Origin of the sequence: Pontibacter chitinilyticus, from assembly GCF_039748935.1 — a bacterium.
In the GTDB taxonomy this organism is placed as follows: Bacteria; Bacteroidota; Bacteroidia; order Cytophagales; family Hymenobacteraceae; genus Pontibacter; species Pontibacter chitinilyticus.
The window spans coordinates 59207-75560 of the sequence record NZ_JBDIZJ010000001.1; the positions used below are offsets into that span (position 1 = coordinate 59207).

12 protein-coding genes are annotated in these 16354 nt (G+C 52.5%); all 12 read left to right on the top strand.

The features are described from left to right. The first annotated feature begins 25 nt into the window (after positions 1-25). A complete protein-coding gene (locus ABDW72_RS00240; protein ID WP_347157065.1) occupies positions 26-664 on the top strand; it encodes an RNA polymerase sigma factor in 639 nt (212 codons plus the stop codon). 292 nt (positions 665-956) lie between these two features. Then, positions 957-2027 carry a FecR family protein gene (locus tag ABDW72_RS00245; RefSeq protein WP_347156421.1) on the top strand — a complete coding sequence of 357 codons (1071 nt, stop codon included), beginning with the start codon at positions 957-959 and terminating at the stop codon, positions 2025-2027. An 81-nt stretch (positions 2028-2108) separates the two neighbouring features. Continuing rightward, positions 2109-5507 carry a SusC/RagA family TonB-linked outer membrane protein gene (locus ABDW72_RS00250; protein ID WP_347156422.1) on the top strand — a complete coding sequence of 1133 codons (3399 nt, stop codon included), beginning with the start codon at positions 2109-2111 and terminating at the stop codon, positions 5505-5507. Between the two features lie 21 nt (positions 5508-5528). Next, on the top strand, positions 5529-7073 hold the full coding sequence (locus ABDW72_RS00255; RefSeq protein WP_347156423.1) for a RagB/SusD family nutrient uptake outer membrane protein: 1545 nt from the start codon (positions 5529-5531) through the stop codon (positions 7071-7073). Between the two features lie 131 nt (positions 7074-7204). After that, the gene (locus tag ABDW72_RS00260) at positions 7205-8425 is read left to right on the top strand and encodes an exo-alpha-sialidase (RefSeq protein WP_347156424.1); all 1221 of its coding nucleotides are present in this window, start codon (positions 7205-7207) and stop codon (positions 8423-8425) included. 62 nt (positions 8426-8487) lie between these two features. Continuing rightward, the gene (locus ABDW72_RS00265) at positions 8488-9636 is read left to right on the top strand and encodes a glycoside hydrolase family 172 protein (RefSeq protein ID WP_347156425.1); all 1149 of its coding nucleotides are present in this window, start codon (positions 8488-8490) and stop codon (positions 9634-9636) included. Between the two features lie 28 nt (positions 9637-9664). Further along, positions 9665-10861 carry a cellulase family glycosylhydrolase gene (locus ABDW72_RS00270; RefSeq protein WP_347156426.1) on the top strand — a complete coding sequence of 399 codons (1197 nt, stop codon included), beginning with the start codon at positions 9665-9667 and terminating at the stop codon, positions 10859-10861. Positions 10862-10888: 27 nt separating this feature from the next. Then, positions 10889-11986: a glycoside hydrolase family 43 protein gene (locus ABDW72_RS00275; RefSeq protein ID WP_347156427.1), complete on the top strand. Its 1098-nt coding sequence runs from the start codon at positions 10889-10891 to the stop codon at positions 11984-11986. A 13-nt stretch (positions 11987-11999) separates the two neighbouring features. Continuing rightward, on the top strand, positions 12000-13613 hold the full coding sequence (locus tag ABDW72_RS00280) for a family 43 glycosylhydrolase (protein ID WP_347156428.1): 1614 nt from the start codon (positions 12000-12002) through the stop codon (positions 13611-13613). A gap of 224 nt (positions 13614-13837) precedes the next feature. Beyond that, a complete protein-coding gene (locus ABDW72_RS00285; protein ID WP_347156429.1) occupies positions 13838-14947 on the top strand; it encodes a complex I subunit 1/NuoH family protein in 1110 nt (369 codons plus the stop codon). 151 nt (positions 14948-15098) lie between these two features. Then, a complete protein-coding gene (locus ABDW72_RS00290) occupies positions 15099-15749 on the top strand; it encodes an NUDIX hydrolase (protein WP_347156430.1) in 651 nt (216 codons plus the stop codon). Then, positions 15727-16326 carry a NuoI/complex I 23 kDa subunit family protein gene (locus ABDW72_RS00295; protein ID WP_347156431.1) on the top strand — a complete coding sequence of 200 codons (600 nt, stop codon included), beginning with the start codon at positions 15727-15729 and terminating at the stop codon, positions 16324-16326. The genes ABDW72_RS00290 and ABDW72_RS00295 overlap by 23 nt, the downstream gene beginning before the upstream one ends. The last annotated feature ends 28 nt before the right edge of the window (positions 16327-16354 follow it).

Genomic DNA, 16354 nt, shown 5'->3' on the forward strand with positions numbered 1-16354 from the left:
ACTTCAAACTGGAGGACTTGTGCCAATGATACAAAAGATGGAGGTGCCAGGCGGAGATGCAGTGTTATGGGATAATTTTAGAAGTGGTAGGGAAGAGGCATTTGCTCTTATTTACGACAAGTATGCGGAGGTGCTGTATAGTTATGGTTGTGGCATAAACCCGGATAAGGAATTGGTAAAGGACTGCCTCCAGGATCTTTTTGTAACCATTTGGCAATCGCGCCATACCTTAGGAGCTACAGATTCTATCCGGTATTACCTGTTCAGGGCAATGCGGCGGCAGATCGTGCAAAAGTGTAAACAGCAGCGCAATCTTACTGCTGAAAGCCTGCCAGATGTTGCAGAAAGCTCTTTCGAGGAGAAATGGATTAGCCTTGAAAACGAGACCTACACCAGCAGGATGCTGGAAGCCGCTTTAAAGCAGCTTTCCGACCGGCAGCGTGAAGCCGTTCACCTCCGGTTTTACCAAAAGATGGAGTTCGACGAGATTGCTGCACTTATGGATATTACGCCCCGTGCCGTCTATAAGCTCATTTATCGGGCTGTAGATGTGCTGCAAAAGTATTATGATACGTTCTGCACAACTGCAGAGCCTGCTTCAGAAGATACACCCGTATTGTTGCAGTTTTATACTTTCTTCCTGCTTTTTCTACTTTATACTTAAACATCTTCCCTTAAGCTCTTAGTTTACCTGGCTTAGGCCTCTGCTTGTGCCTACATGGTAGGATTCAGCAGTCGGAGCAGGTTTAGGCCCGTTCTCAGGAGTTGTGTGCGAATACTTGCGGAAGCAGTAATGACGCGGAAAAGATAACCAGCTTCTAAGTATAAACTAGTATACCCAGGTATAAACTTGTATACAGAAGTTTCTCAGTTTGAAGAAAAAATATACTGAGTGATGGGTCACTTTTGCAGCAATCATTCTTTATACCAGTAGCAGCATCTACAACCTGGTACAAATGAGGAAGAGTTACAAAACACTTCACGATTTTATGTTGGATTCCCGCTTCCGCGACTGGGCACATGCTGCCGATGCCGAAACGGAAGCTTGCTGGAAGAATTGGCTTCACGACAATCCGGAAAGAGCGGAGCTGGCCCACCAGGCAAAAAAAATGATTCAGGACCTGAACGCGTGGAATGCACAACTGAAAGCAGATGAGAAGGCGCAACTTTGGTCTTATATCCACGCCAGAAAAGAGGCAGAAGCCGTACCTATTATAAAGAAAGAGGAGCCAAAAGCTGGCGCTGTTATCGTAATGCTGCAGCAAAGCAGGTTTTGGCCGTTAGCCGCCTGTGTAGCAGCAATCCTTTTATGTGGCGCAGCATTTTTATGGAGCCGGTCTGCCCGAAAACAGGAGCCGCTGGCCCAATACAGCACCAACTATAGCCAGGTAAAGCAAGTTACGCTGCCCGATGGCTCACGTGTGGTACTGAATGCTAATTCAACGTTACGCGTAGCAAAGGGCTGGAACAGGAATGCCGTGCGGGAAGTGCAGCTGAACGGTGAGGCATTCTTTACCGTCACGCATCAAAAAAATAACCAGAAGTTCAGGGTGCAGTTGGCAAACGGCTTAGCTGTAGAGGTGCTTGGGACAAAATTTACGGTTACCCGCCGGCCTCAAAAAACAAGGGTTGTGTTAAATGAAGGCAAAGTAAAGGTAAGTATCACCGAGGAACACCTGCTGGGGCTTACCTCCACTACAAAAGCGGCGGCAGTGCTACAACCTGGCGAGCTGCTGGAAGTAAGGCATGATGCAGTGTTTTTGCCTAAGAGGCAGGTGGCAAACCCAGCAATTTACGCTGCTTTCCGCAATCATAAAATGGCCTTTGCTGATACCCCGCTGGCCGAAGTAGCCCGGGTGCTGCAGGATACCTACGGCTATCAGGTTAGCTTTGCCAATGCCGCTATTGCCAACCGAAGATTCACCGGCACTATCCCCACCAACCGGATAGATATACTGTTTACTGCATTAGAGAAGCTATTTAACCTAAAAATAACGGAAGAAGGCAAACAGATTAAAATCACATAAAACCTGAATTTAAACTTCTTCTGAAACAGGAGCTGGATTGCTTAAGAACCTAATTCTATCTAACCTATTAACTTGGAATACATGATGAGACCTTTCTACAAAGTTCCGTTGCTTGTGCCGGTATTTTTATGCGCTGTACTACAGGTGCCTGCGCAGGCGCAGGCGTTAACTGCCTCCACCAGGTTAGTGCCCGTCGCTAACTATACTCCTAAAGAGTCGAATCTGAAACCTTTGACAACCATACTTAGTGAACTGGAAAGCCGCTACCAGGTAAGCTTTAACTATGATAGTAAACTGCTTTCCACCAAGTATGCTAACCAGGAAGTCGTGCGTGCCAGTCAGGGCTCTGTTGAGGTGGTGCTGGCAAGCTTACTGCCGGAGCAAAAGCTACGGGCGGAAAAGATAAACAGAAATACTTACCTGATCTTGCCCTTTACACAGCAAACAAGTATGATGCAGGACCTGATAGTGGTGAAAGCTGTAAAGGCCGCAGCGGTAACAGTAAGCGGCAAGGTGACAGATGAGAACGGAGAGGGCCTTCCAGGGGTAACCGTAGCCCTGCAGGGCACATCAATCGGGGCTACCACCGACATAAATGGCAATTTCACTATAGCTGTACCCGATGGGCAGGAAAATGGCACACTGGCAATCTCTTATATTGGCTATGTGACCCAGCAAGTTCCTATCAACAACCGCAGCACCATCAACATACAGCTGGCGCCAGATGTGAAGGCGCTGGAGGAAGTGGTGGTGATTGGTTACCAGACAGTAAGAAAGCAGGACTTAACGGGCGCTGCGGCGGTGATTAACCCGGAGCAAGCCAATAAAGTAACTGCTGCCTCTGTTGCAGAGTCAGTACAGGGTTTGGCGCCAGGCGTTACCGTGCGGAATTCCGGTGCACCAGGCTCCGGTGCAACCATCGACATCAGAGGTGTCGCCAGTTTTACCAATACGGCCCCTTTGTATGTGATTGATGGCATGATTGCGGATGCGAACCCGACCATCAACACAAATGATATTGAATCGATCCAGATCTTAAAAGATGCGTCGGCAGCAGCTATTTACGGCTCACGCGCAGCAAACGGCGTGATCATCATCACCACCAAAAAAGGAAAAGAAGGTCCGGCCAAAATTGCCGTTTCTGCCAAGTATGGCCTTCAGCAAATTCCGAAGCGTTGGGATGTAATGAACAGCGCAGACTTTGCCGCCACGCAGCGCCAGCAGTACATCAACTCCGGCTTAACGCCACCTGCCAGCGTAGGCGATGCCTTTGACCCGACCATTGATACGGACTGGCAGGATGAGACCACACGCCTGGGAACCCTGGAGGACTATAATGTGACCTTATCAGGTGGCTCTGCTACCGGTAATTACCTGATTTCCGGCAGCTACTTTAACAATAAGGGCGTGTTGGTAAACAATGTTTTTGACCGGGCTAGCTTACGGGTGAATACCCAGGGTGAGAAAGGCAGGCTGACGTTTGGAGAGAACCTGGTGTTGAGCTACTCCACCTCAGAGTATCCTTTGCTGGGCAACGCCTTTTACGACATGCCGCAGTTGCTTCCGGTAATCCGTGTCCGGGACGAGAGTTACATCGATCCGGGCGCTAACAACCCCGGCGGCTGGGGCATTGGCAACCCGATCACGGCCCCAAGCTATGCCTGGAACTATATTGCTATCGGCGACCTGTTTAACTCTACCCATAACTTTACCAGGGCAGTAGGCAACGCGTATGTAGGCTTAAAGCTCTTCGATTGGCTGGATTATAAGTTTAACGCCGGTCTGGATGGCAGCTTCGACTTTAACCAGAACCTGCGCAAACAGGGCAACTGGGTGCTGGCACAGGCCTTTGAAACCAACCACGTATACCAGAACCGCCAGCGCTGGTACAGCATTCTGTTAGAGCATACGCTTAACTTTAACAAGACCTTCGGACAGCATAACATCAATGGTGTTGTAGGGTACACGCAGCAGTCAGGCAACCGGGATATTATTGAAGCCCGCCGCAATGACCTGCAGGTATTTGGCGGCCGGTACTTTACGACCATTAGTTCTGCCATTGGTGATCAGACCTCTGAGGGACGGGTGCTGGACGACTACCGCCTGCATAGTACCTTAGGACGCTTAAACTATACATACGCTGACAAGTACCTCTTGACGTTTACCGGACGTTACGACCAGGACTCCCGTTTTGGCGCCAACAACCGGAACGGTTTCTTCCCCTCTGTTGCCGTAGGCTGGCGGGTGAGTGAGGAAAGTTTCTTTAACGCGCCCTGGGTGACAGACCTGAAACTGAGAGCTTCCTATGGCGAACTGGGCATTAACACAGTAGGTTCCTGGGATTACATACCGGTGATCACCAACAACCCACGCGCTGTTTTCGGGCCGGAGCAGGTACCTTTTGTGGGCGCTTACCAGGCGCAGCTGACCAATACGGATCTACGCTGGGAAACCAGGATATCAAAAAATATCGGCCTGGATGCAAGTTTCCTGAACAACAAGCTGTCTGTAACCGCAGAGTACTATAACTCCCTGTCGAAAGACGTGCTGGTGCAGCTGCCGGTGGCGTTCTACCTCGGTAACTTGGGAGGTGATCCGTTTATCAATGCCGGCTCTATCCGGAACACAGGCGTAGAATTCTCCGCAACTTACCGTAGTGCTGAAAACCCCTTTAAGTGGGACGTTTCCGGCAACTTTACGACGATTAAAAATAAGGTAGAAGACATTGGCAACCTGGGTGAAGGCATCAACTACCTGCAGGTGGGCGCTACCCGCTCGCAAATAGGCCGCGGCATCGGGGAGTGGTACGTGATCAAGACAAATGGCCTGTTCCAGAGCCAGAGCGAAATTGATAACTATGTAAACTCCGACGGAACGGTGATACAGCCTCTGGCCAAGCCCGGCGATGTTCGCTTTGTGGACCTGAACGACGACGGACAAATCAACAACGATGACAGAACCTTTGTCGGATCGCCATGGCCGACTTTGCAGACAGGCGCGCAGTTCAATGCATCTTACCGCAACTTTAGCTTTAACCTGCAGCTGATTGGCGTGTTTGGCTACAAAGTGTTCAACGATGTGCGCAGAATCCTGGACAGCTACCAGAACACGAACTTCCGCAGCGACATCAGTCCCTGGACACCGCAGAATACCAACACTACGGATCCGCGCCTGGGCAGGGATACGGACCCGGGTATTTCGTCCAACAACCGTTACGAGAGCGATCGCTGGCTGGAAGATGCTTCTTATGTACGCATCCGTAACATTGAGCTTGGCTATACTTTGCCACCCAACCTGCTGGGCCTTGCCCATGTGCAGAATGCCCGCATCTATATCAGCGGACAGAACCTGCTGACCTTTACCGGTTATTCCGGCCTGGACCCTGATGTAACCGGAAATGGTATTTTGCAGCGGGGAGTAGATGCCGGTAATTGGCCCGCCAGCCGTGTATACTCCATTGGGTTAGACTTTGGGTTTTAATTAGTAAAACGGAAGAACTTTATGAAAAAGACACTATATATCATACTAGCAGGCGCCTTACTGGCAACAAGCTGCGACAATGAGCTGGACAGGTTAAATCCGAATGCGCCGACTACTGAACTGTTCTGGCAAAATGCAACGGATGCCCAGCAAGGCGTAAATGCCATCTACAGTACCTTGCACCGGGGGGCGATCTCGCGCTGGCAATGGTTTTACTTCACCATCCGCTCTGATGAGGGCTTTAGCGTGAGCCCTGCCACCGACATTATCAACAACATGGACCGGTTCCTGGTAACTGACCTGAACTATGGCAACATGGTGGGGGTGTATTCTGATAATTACATCGGCATCTTCCGGGCGAATCAGGTGCTGGATAACGTGCCGAACATCGACATGGACCCCGCGCTAAAACAACGCCTTATTGGGGAGGCTAAATTCTTGCGCGGCCTTTATTATTTCAACCTGGCAAGTCTGTGGGGGAACGTACCGCTCTTGCTGCAAACCTCGCAGCCCTCAGACCTGCCACCCACCTCACCCCGGGAGCAAGTATGGGCGCAGATAGAGCAGGACCTGACCGACGCAGCAGCCGCATTGCCCGTAAGCTATACCGGCAACGACATTGGCCGGGCAACCAAGGGCGCCGCAAACGCGCTGCTGGCAAAAACATACATGCAGGCCGGAGATTACAGTGCCGCCCTGGAACCGCTGGAATGGCTTGTAAAAGGGGAGGGCAGCACCGTGTATGACCTAATCCCGGATTACCGGGACAACTTCCTCAAGTCTACTGAAAACAACCCCGAATCTGTTTTCGAGTGGCAGTTTGCTGAAAACCCTTCAGAATTTACGGACAACGACGTACAAACACCAAACCAGAACTATGGCACCTCGCTGCCGCAGTTCTTGAGTCCGGCAAACGTGGGCTTTTCAGACGGCGAGGCTTTCAGATGGTTGGTGAAAGAGTTTGAGGAGGAAAAAACGGCTAATGGCGAAAGGGATCCGCGGCTTGCCGCTTCCTTTATATTCGACTCTACCGATGTACGGGGACCGGAGTTTACGATGGTTTACGGCAGGACCTTTAAAGAACGCTATGGCACCGACAACAGGAGGGTATGGTTCCGGAAGTTTCTGAGCGATACCGATCCGGGTCGCACGGGCGAAGGTTTTCGTTCGGCCAACAACTACCGCTATATCCGTTATTCGGAGGTGCTGCTGCTGTATGCGGAGGCGCTGAATGCAGTAGGCAGAACGGAAGAGGCCTATCCTTATGTAGACAGGGTGCGGGAGCGGGTTGGTTTGGCGCCGCTGTCAGATGTGAAGCCTGGCCTGAACCAGCAGCAGTTTCTGGAGCAGCTGAAGCATGAGCGCATCACAGAACTGGCAGGCGAAGGCCACCGCTGGAACGACCTGGACCGATGGGGGTACTTTACCGACCAGCAGAAAATTAACGAGCTGATCCAGCGGGACCCGGCTTTTGCGAACTTCAAAGTAGGCCGGGATGAGTTCTTGCCTATCCCACAACGTGATGTGGACATCAACCCGAACCTGAGCCAGAATCCTAACTGGTAATCTTTTATACAGGGGCCAGCCCCGGCGCTATACAGTGGTGCCGGGGCTGCCTTTCTTTTGCCATGAATGGCCCGAACGTTCTGCTGGTACGTAACTGATGCCAAAGGAGAAAATAGCTTTACCTTTTGCCTATGACGCTGCAACAATATAAGGTGCTCCTGCTTCTTTTTGGATCACTGGTTTATACTTCCTGCAAAGATAATCCGGACCCGAAGCCCGATCCGGTAACCCCGCCCGGTACAACCGTGCACCCGGACGAGCAGCCGCCTTCCGACAACAGCACGCCCTCGCTCACCATTACCTGGGATAACACGGCCCGGAAAATGTCGCATGACGTATTTTCGGCTGAGTATGGGCGCGTAGAGCGGGTAAAAGGCGATACCCTTCTGCTGACTTACCACTTCGGGCCGCAGGGCAACGAGTGGGATAACATTGCGATTCGGCGAAGTATAGACAATGGCGCTACCTGGTCGGAGGCGGAAACGCTGGTGGCCGATACGGACCCTGGGTATTGGGGCTTTGCCAACCCGGATGTAGAAGCGCTGCAAAACGGCGATGTGTTGCTGGCCTATACCGGCCGCGGAAAGCCCGACGATAACCAACACGATAATATACAGCTCCGCATCAGCAAAGACAGGGGCTGGACCTTTGGCCCGGCAAAGATTGTAGCTATCGGACGCTCCTGGGAGCCAAGTATGACCCAATTACCTGACGGGGAAGTAGAGCTGTTCTTGTCCAGTGAAGCCCGCTGGTGGAATGGGCCTGGCTCAACAGCCTCGCAGCAGGAAATACTGCTGGTGCGCTCCAAGGACAGCGGCCAGACCTGGAGAAGTCCTGAGCAGGTAGCCTATACAGCGGGGATGCGCGACGGCATGCCGGTGCCGCTTGTACTGCAAAATGGGAAAGGCATCGTTTTCCCGATTGAGTCGGTGAATAACACCAAATCGCCCTGGATCCTGTGGTCGTCGTTGGAGGCACGGTGGAATTATGCTGATGTAGGCACAACACAGAACAACCGCAGGTGGCTGGCTACCACGCAGCCCATCTGGGGAGGCGCCCCTTACATCATCCAGCTGCCGACCGGCGAAACAATTCTTTCCTGCCAGGACAGCGGCGGCAGATCGATTGGTTCTGAGTGGAAGAAAAATACCATGCTGGTGCTGGTCGGTAACAGCGTGGCGAAGAACTTTACCAACATCACCTATCCCTGGCCGGGCCTGCCCACTAGCGAAGGAGCTTACTACAGTTCACTTTTTCTGAAAGATGCCACTACCCTGGTGCTGCTTACTACCCGTAACTTCAGCGATGGCCACAGCGAAGTATACTGGAAAGAAGGACACATTACCCGGTAAAGGCATGGCTTTATAGTTGGCAAGTCGTTCGGCTTATACTTCATCACCATATAAAACGCCCTATGCTACAGAAATTACTTACGTTATTATTGTTGATAACAGGAGTTGCCCTGCATGCCTCGGCACAGAAAGCCGGCAGCTTTAGCGGCCTGGACATGAACCTGGGAAATATTTACCGCCTGTCTAATGCAGAGACGCGCTCCATCAGCCCTGAAAACTTTACCGGAGAAAAGGGCAAAGGCGGCATGGCAACAGAAGGGACTGGCCAGAATGCCTCGCGTGAGTTGGGGCAGGGATGGAAGGTGAGCCCGTCGGTTGTGATAGAGCCGGGGCAAACCTTTACGTTGGCTGAGATTACAGGGCCGGGAGCTGTGCAGCATATCTGGATGACTCCTACCGGTAACTGGCGCTATTCCATCCTGCGGTTTTACTGGGATGATGAAAAAGAACCTTCCATAGAAGTACCTGTCGGCGATTTCTTTGGCATGGGCTGGGGGCAATACGCACATCTCAACTCGTTGCCAGTTACGGTTAACCCCGGCAGTGCCTTTAACTCCTACTGGCCGATGCCCTTTCGCCGTAAGTGCCGCATTACGATGGAAAATATAGCGGACGAAAAGATGTACCTCTACTACCAGGTAGACTATACCCTGACGCCGGTGCCGGACGATGCCGCCTACTTCCATGCCCAGTTTCGCCGCAGCAATCCCACTCAAAACTCGCTTTATACTTTGGTGGATGGCATCAAAGGCAAAGGCCAGTACGTGGGCACTTTTATGGCAGTAGGCGTGAACAACAATGGCTGGTGGGGCGAAGGAGAGATCAAGTTCTACATGGATGGCGACAAGAAGTTTCCGACCATCAACGGCACCGGCACCGAAGATTACTTCCTGGGCTCTTACAATTTCGAGAATCAGAAAACACATCAATACCAGGAGTTCACCACCCCATATGCCGGGCTGCACCAGGTTATCCGTCCCGACGGGCTTTATACTTCGCAGCAACGTTTTGGCATGTACCGCTGGCATATTCTGGACCCCATCCGCTTCGATAAAGAGCTGAAGGTAACCATCCAGGACCTGGGCTGGCGCAGCAATGGCCGCTACCTGCCGCAGCAGTCCGATATCAGCTCGGTGGTATACTGGTACCAGACAGAACCGCATGCACCTTTCCCAAAACTTCCTTCCAGAAATGAACTGGAGGTGATTTAATCAGCAATAGCGTACAAAATCAGCTACTATGACAGCATATCACACCAGGAAATTAGCACGAACCGCCGCTGCCACATGGGCCATATTTGCGTTCCTCCTGTTTTCGTCGGGATGTTCGGTCAACAGAACTCCCTCTTCAGACACATTAGCCGGGCAGCAAGTATGGACGAAGGAAAAGGCCAATACCTGGTACGCACGGCAGGGCTGGCTGGTCGGGCCTAACTTTATTCCGAGCACGGCTATCAACCAGCTTGAGATGTGGCAGGCCGCCACCTTCGACACCACCACCATCGACAGGGAACTGGGTTGGGCGGAGTCGCTGGGTATGAATACAGCACGGGTATTCCTGCACGACCTGCTGCACCAGCAGGACTCACTGGGCTTGTATACCCGCATGAATACCTTCCTGCGCATCGCTGATCGACACCACATCAAACCGCTGTTCGTGCTGTTCGACTCGGTATGGGACCCTTATCCGAAATTAGGAACCCAGCCGGAGCCGCGGCCACATGTGCATAACTCCGGCTGGGTGCAGAGCCCCGGGCGCGAGGCGCTTGCGGACAGCACTCAGTATCCTCGCCTGGAACGCTATGTGAAAGGCGTGGTCAGGAAGTTTGGCAACGATGCGCGCGTACTTGGGTGGGATGTGTGGAACGAGCCCGATAACGTAAACCAAGGCTCGGCTTACGGCAAGCAGGAACTACCCGACAAGGTAAACTACGTGCTGCCGCTGCTGCGCAAAACTTTTGCCTGGGCCAGGGCCGTGCATCCCTCGCAGCCGCTTACGGCAGCCATCTGGGCAGGAGACTGGTCGAGCGAAGCCACGCTGAAACCGATCGAAAAGCTGATGCTGGAAGAGTCAGACATCATCTCCTTCCACAACTACGACAATGCCCAGGAGTTTGAAAAGCGCATTGTATGGCTGCAGCGGTATGGCAGGCCTATCATCTGCACCGAGTACATGGCCCGGCCCAATGGCAGCACCTTTCAGAGCTCGCTGCCGGTGGCTAAAAAGTATAACGTGGGCATGTATAACTGGGGCTTTGTGAACGGAAAGACGCAGACCATTTATCCATGGGATAGCTGGGATAAAGTTTATACCGGCGAGCCACCGGTGTGGTTCCATGATATCTTCAGGGAGGATGGCACGCCTTACCGCCCCAAAGAAACGGAGCTGATCCGGCAACTGACCCATGCACCAGAACCCGTGCCGGCACAAAAGTAAAAGGCAGCTCCGGCTATGTATAAACCTATGAGGCAAAAACTTCTTCTCCTCTTCTTGTTTCTGCTGCTTCTGCAGAGCTGCCAGGTTGCGGCACCTGCAGAAAGGGCACGTACTGATGAAAAAGGTACAGCAGCATATTTTACTAACCCCATTGCGGATGGTGCTGATCCGTGGGTGATCAGGAGGGATGGCAAATATTATTTCTGTAGTGCTGGTAATGGCCGGATCTACGTGTCGGCCTCCAAAGCGCTGACGGAGCCGGGAGAGAAGGTGGCGGTTTGGAAAACGCCTGCCTCAGGCTGGAACCAGAGCAATGTATGGGCGCCGGAGCTTCACTTTTTTAACGGGAAGTGGTACATCTATTATGCTGCCGCCAAAAAGCCTGGCTCTCCCTTTCTCTACCAGCGCTCGGGCGTGCTGGAGTCCGTTTCAGATGACCCGTTTGGACCATACGAGGACAAAGGGATGCTTTATACCGGCGACAGCATTCAGGAACCCGGCTCGGCAAAATGGGCCATCGACCTGACCCCGCTGCGCCTGAACGGACAGCTATATGCCATCTGGTCGGGCTGGGAAGCAGATGCGGCAACAGACAAGACAAAACAACACCTCTACATTGCCCGCATGCAGAACCCCTGGACCATCAGCAGCAACCGGGTAAAGCTATCGTCGCCGGAAGAAAGCTGGGAAACGGGCGGGGAGCTAGACCTGAACGAAGGTCCCGAAACGCTCAAGCACCAGGGCAAGCTTTTTCTCATTTATTCTACCCGCGAGTCGTGGCTGAAAGCGTACCGCCTGGGGCAGTTAACCTTGGCTGATACGCTGCAGAACCCCATGGTGCCGGCAAACTGGGTAAAGTCCGGACCCGTTTTTCAGGGCACAGACAACGTGTATGGTGTAGGCCATTGCAGCTTTACCAAGTCGCCGGACGGTACCGAAAACTGGATCTTATACCATACCAAGAAATCGATCGTACCAGGCTGGGAACGCGACATTCGGGCACAACCTTTTGGCTGGCATGCCGACGGCTCGCCGGACTTCGGAGTACCTGTGCCGGCAGGCGTACCGCTCAAAGTACCTTCGGGGCAGTATAAGCTTCTGCACCAACCAAGTATAAACCGTTAACCAGATCGGATTCATGAAAAGAAACATACTCCTGTTTATTGCCGGCCTTACGGCCTTCTCCTGCAGCAGAAATGTACCTGCCGACCAGCAGCAAGACACTACAGAAGCACCTGCTGCCACTACCGTTAGCTACAGTAACCCGGTGCTGGCCGGCGATTTTGCGGACCCTTCCGTGGTGCGCGTTGGCGACGATTACTGGGCCACAGCTACCTCATCGGAGTGGGCGCCTTTGTATCCCATCCTTCATTCCAAGAATTTAGTGGATTGGGAGATCGTCGGGCATGTGTTCCCCGATAAACAGCCTGACTGGGCTGAGGCGCATTACTGGGCTCCTGAAATAAACTATGATAACGGCAAATACTACATCTACTATACTGCCAAAAAGAAGGGCGGCAATCTGTGTGTAGCCGTTGCCAGCGCCACCAGCCCCACAGGCCCTTACACCGATCATGGCCCGCTGGTATGCCAGGAAGATGGTTCTATAGATGGCTTTCCGGTGCGGGATGAGAACGGTGCGCTATACCTGATATGGAAGGAGGACGGCAACAGCGTGCAGCAGCCCACACCCATCTGGGGCCAGCGAATGAACGAGGAGCGCACCGCCCTGACTGGCGAAAAGTTTGAGCTGTTCCGCAACGACCCTGGTACCTGGGAAGGCGGCCTGGTGGAAGGCCCTGCGATTGTGCGCCACGGGGATTACTTCTACTTGTTTTATGCGGGAGATGCCTGCTGTGGCCGTGGCTGCACGTATGGTGTGGGCGTGGCTCGTGCAAAAAGTATAAAAGGCTCTTGGGAGAAGTATGCGGCCAACCCGATCCTGAAGAAGAATGAGGAGTGGCAATGCCCGGGGCATGGTACTGTGGTGTCGGATGGCAAAGGCAACGATTACCTGCTCTACCACGCTTATAATACAAAAAGCACCGTATACCCTGGCCGCCAGGGTTTGCTCGACAAGATCAACTGGGGCGACGATAACTGGCCGCACTTCAACAACAACTCCCCAAGTATAACCGCGCAGGTGCAGGCCGGGCAGCATGCGCCCGAAAAGCTGGATGTGGATGCGGAGTTTGATCATACCCGGTTGGCTGAAGACTGGCAGTGGCCCGTAGCACAAAAGCCGGACTATCAGCTAACAACCAGCAATGGCGGCCAGTTGGTACTCCACGCCTTACCTGACAAGATTGGCACGGTGCTGGGCCTGCGCACAGTAAAAGCAAACTACACGGCTACGGCGGCTATCGATAAAAGTACTTTGCAGCAGGGCACACTGGCAGGCCTTGCCGCAATCGGGGACCAGGACAACGCCATCGGAATTGCTGTGCAGCCCGGAACCATCGAGCTGTGGACGATGAAAGGCGGCACTATGACAACGATAGCCAAAGCAGCCGCGCCAGCTGAGAACCTGATCCGTCTGCAGCTAACCGCTACCAATGGCGACCAGCTGCGATTTGCCTGGAGCACAGATGGCACCACCTGGCACAACCTGAACAACGGGGAAGCCATAGATGCCGCTTACCTGCCGCCCTGGGACAGGGGCGTGCGCGTCGGCCTCACCGCCAAAGGTCCGACCAGCGCCACCGTTGCGTTCGACTGGTTCCGGTTGACCAACCAGGTGGCACAAAAGTAATTCACTACGATTCGTAATAAACAGCGGGATGCTTTACTAAGTATGGGATACAGAAGTAGCGGCGCAGCTTTGTCTGTTACTGCCGCTTTGCGCAAATAAAAAGGAAAAGCAGTACGTGCGGCGGCGTACTGCTTTTCCTTTTTATACCGGCATTTCTGAACTGGCGCCAGATTAGTACATTAGCCTATTATCCCCTAACTTTGTAGTGATAAAATAACCTGGTTATGCCCTTACTTGCTTTCCTGCTGACACTTGGACTTTTACTGGGGATTGTGATCGTGCTGGCGTATGCAGAGCGGAAGGTGGCTGCTTTCATGCAGGACCGCCTTGGCCCGACAGAGGCTGGCCCTTACGGTTCGCTGCAGTCAGTGCTGGACGTGCTCAAGCTGCTGCAGAAAGAAGACATTGTGCCCGCTGCCGCTGACAAGCAACTGTTCAAACTGGCGCCGATCTTGATTTTTGCCGCAGTATATGCGGGTTTTGCTGTTATCCCGTTTACGCCCTCGCTGGTGCCGGCAGGCATTGGAATTGGCGTGTTTTACTTGTTGGCCATTATTTCGCTGGATGTGGTGGGCCTCCTGATGGCGGGCTGGGGATCCAATAACAAGTATGCGATGCTGGGCGCGATGCGCTCGGTGGCGCAAATTGTATCGTATGAAATTCCGGCCGGGCTTGCCATACTATCTGCTGTAATGATCTGCCAGTCGCTTGATCTTCAGGAGATCAGCTACCAGCAGGGGGCGCTGATGAACCAGTTTCAGGGGCTGGAATATGAAATGAACTGGCTGTTCGGCATCAAGGCGTTGGGGATCAACACCACCACAATCGGCGGCATCACCACCTGGAACATTTTCCGGGCACCTATGCTGCTCGTAAGCTTCGTGATCTATTTCATAGCTTCACTGGCCGAGAGCAACCGTGCCCCGTTTGATATTCCGGAAGCGGAGTCGGAACTGGTGGCGGGCTTTCATGTGGAGTACTCCGGCTTCAGGTTTGCGGTGTTGTTTCTGGCCGAGTATAGTATGATGGTGCTGGTAAGCTTGGTCGCGGTGATCCTGTTTCTGGGCAGTTGGAACACGCCGTTCCCTAACATTGGTCCTGTCAGCCTGGCCTACTGGACCTCGGGCACAGTGGGAGAGCTGTCTGCTATACTTTGGGGCGGCTTTTGGTTGCTGAGCAAGACATTTGTGCTACTGTTTCTGCAGCTCCAGATCCGCTGGACATACCCGCGCCTCCGCGTAGACCAGCTCATGCACCTTTGCTGGAAAGTGCTGACACCCATAGCGCTGGGCGTGGTGGTGCTGGCCGGCATCTGGCGCTTATTGATGATTTAGTTTGACATAAGTATAAAGATAAGACTTCTGCTGATTTGAAGAATAAAAGCGTTGTAGGAAGTCACACGATAGAAAAGCATCGGGAATAACTACTTTATGGAGCAGCTTGGATAAATGAGGAAGGAAGTCAGTTACATTTGAAATCGTATTAATGCACAAATTCATTGAAGCACTTAGGAAGAGATTGCAGGAGCCATTACCTGGTGAAGCAGCTCATAACCTAATGGCAAGTATAACCCGAAGTAATATTAAGTTCAGAACAAAGCCCAACAGCACAACCAAAGAGAGTGCAGTATTAGTACTGTTCTATCAGGATGAAGACAAAATAAAGCTGCCACTTATCTTGAGACCCGTTTATGAGGGGGTGCATAGTGGCCAAATAGGATTGCCTGGAGGCAGAATGGAAAAAGCGGATCAGGATTTTTATGAAACAGCCCTGAGAGAAGCGAAAGAAGAAATCGGTATCAACCCGGCAGATGTTACTGTTATAGGCCATTTGAGTGATCTCTTTGTATTTGCCAGCAACCACATGGTGCATCCGGTGGTTGGTTATACCCAGCACAAGCCAGTGTTTTTAATTGATCCAAGAGAGGTAGACCAACTGATAGAAGTACCCCTCTCAACGCTGCTCGATAAAAGCATCAGGGGCATTACCAACATCGTAGTGTCTGGCAATATGGAGATTTCTGCGCCTTATTTTGATGTAGATGGTCACACAGTCTGGGGAGCTACTGCTATGATGCTGAGTGAATTGCTAACCGTAATTAATGAGTTAGAGGATGAAAGAAGCTTTTCGAGCTAAAACCGGGTTTTGGGATGTAGTAAAGTCGCTGGCGAGCGGGCTTGGGCTGACGTGGCGCCACTTTATGCGCGCCCGGCACCGCCGCACCCCGGAGTACGTCACCGACAAAGACTACTTTAAACAGCCGGACGGACTGGTGACCTTGAAGTATCCGTATGAGGCGCTGCCGGTGCCCGATAATGGCCGCTACCGCCTGCACAATGAAATTGATGATTGCATTGTGTGCGACCTCTGCGCCAAAGTATGCCCCGTCAACTGCATCACCATCGAATCGGTAAAGGCGACCGAAGACATTGGTACCACCTCCGACGGTACAAAAAAACGCCTTTATGCACCGGTATTCGATATCGACCTGGCCAAATGCTGCTATTGCGGCCTTTGCACCACCGTGTGCCCCACCGACTGCCTCACCATGACGCCCGTGTACGATTTCTCGGAAGTAGATATCAAAAACATGGTGTATCACTTCACGGACCTGACGCCGGAGCAGGCCGAGGAGAAGAAGCTTTTATTTGCAAAGCAGCAGGAGGAAATGGCTGCTGCCAAAGCGGCGGCGCTGGCTGCTCGCAAAAAATAGCTATTTTAGCGTAGGATTTACTTTAACG

What these genes read in the sequence shown, in the direction of transcription:
- ABDW72_RS00275 (WP_347156427.1), top strand. Translation starts at nt 10,889, where the DNA reads ATGAGGCAAAAACTTCTTCTCCTCTTCTTGTTTCTGCTGCTTCTGCAG.
- ABDW72_RS00240 (WP_347157065.1), top strand. Translation starts at nt 26, where the DNA reads ATGATACAAAAGATGGAGGTGCCAGGCGGAGATGCAGTGTTATGGGAT.
- ABDW72_RS00250 (WP_347156422.1), top strand. Translation starts at nt 2,109, where the DNA reads ATGATGAGACCTTTCTACAAAGTTCCGTTGCTTGTGCCGGTATTTTTA.
- ABDW72_RS00285 (WP_347156429.1), top strand. Translation starts at nt 13,838, where the DNA reads ATGCCCTTACTTGCTTTCCTGCTGACACTTGGACTTTTACTGGGGATT.
- ABDW72_RS00265 (WP_347156425.1), top strand. Translation starts at nt 8,488, where the DNA reads ATGCTACAGAAATTACTTACGTTATTATTGTTGATAACAGGAGTTGCC.
- ABDW72_RS00260 (WP_347156424.1), top strand. Translation starts at nt 7,205, where the DNA reads ATGACGCTGCAACAATATAAGGTGCTCCTGCTTCTTTTTGGATCACTG.
- ABDW72_RS00295 (WP_347156431.1), top strand. Translation starts at nt 15,727, where the DNA reads ATGAAAGAAGCTTTTCGAGCTAAAACCGGGTTTTGGGATGTAGTAAAG.
- ABDW72_RS00255 (WP_347156423.1), top strand. Translation starts at nt 5,529, where the DNA reads ATGAAAAAGACACTATATATCATACTAGCAGGCGCCTTACTGGCAACA.
- ABDW72_RS00280 (WP_347156428.1), top strand. Translation starts at nt 12,000, where the DNA reads ATGAAAAGAAACATACTCCTGTTTATTGCCGGCCTTACGGCCTTCTCC.
- ABDW72_RS00290 (WP_347156430.1), top strand. Translation starts at nt 15,099, where the DNA reads ATGCACAAATTCATTGAAGCACTTAGGAAGAGATTGCAGGAGCCATTA.
- ABDW72_RS00270 (WP_347156426.1), top strand. Translation starts at nt 9,665, where the DNA reads ATGACAGCATATCACACCAGGAAATTAGCACGAACCGCCGCTGCCACA.
- ABDW72_RS00245 (WP_347156421.1), top strand. Translation starts at nt 957, where the DNA reads ATGAGGAAGAGTTACAAAACACTTCACGATTTTATGTTGGATTCCCGC.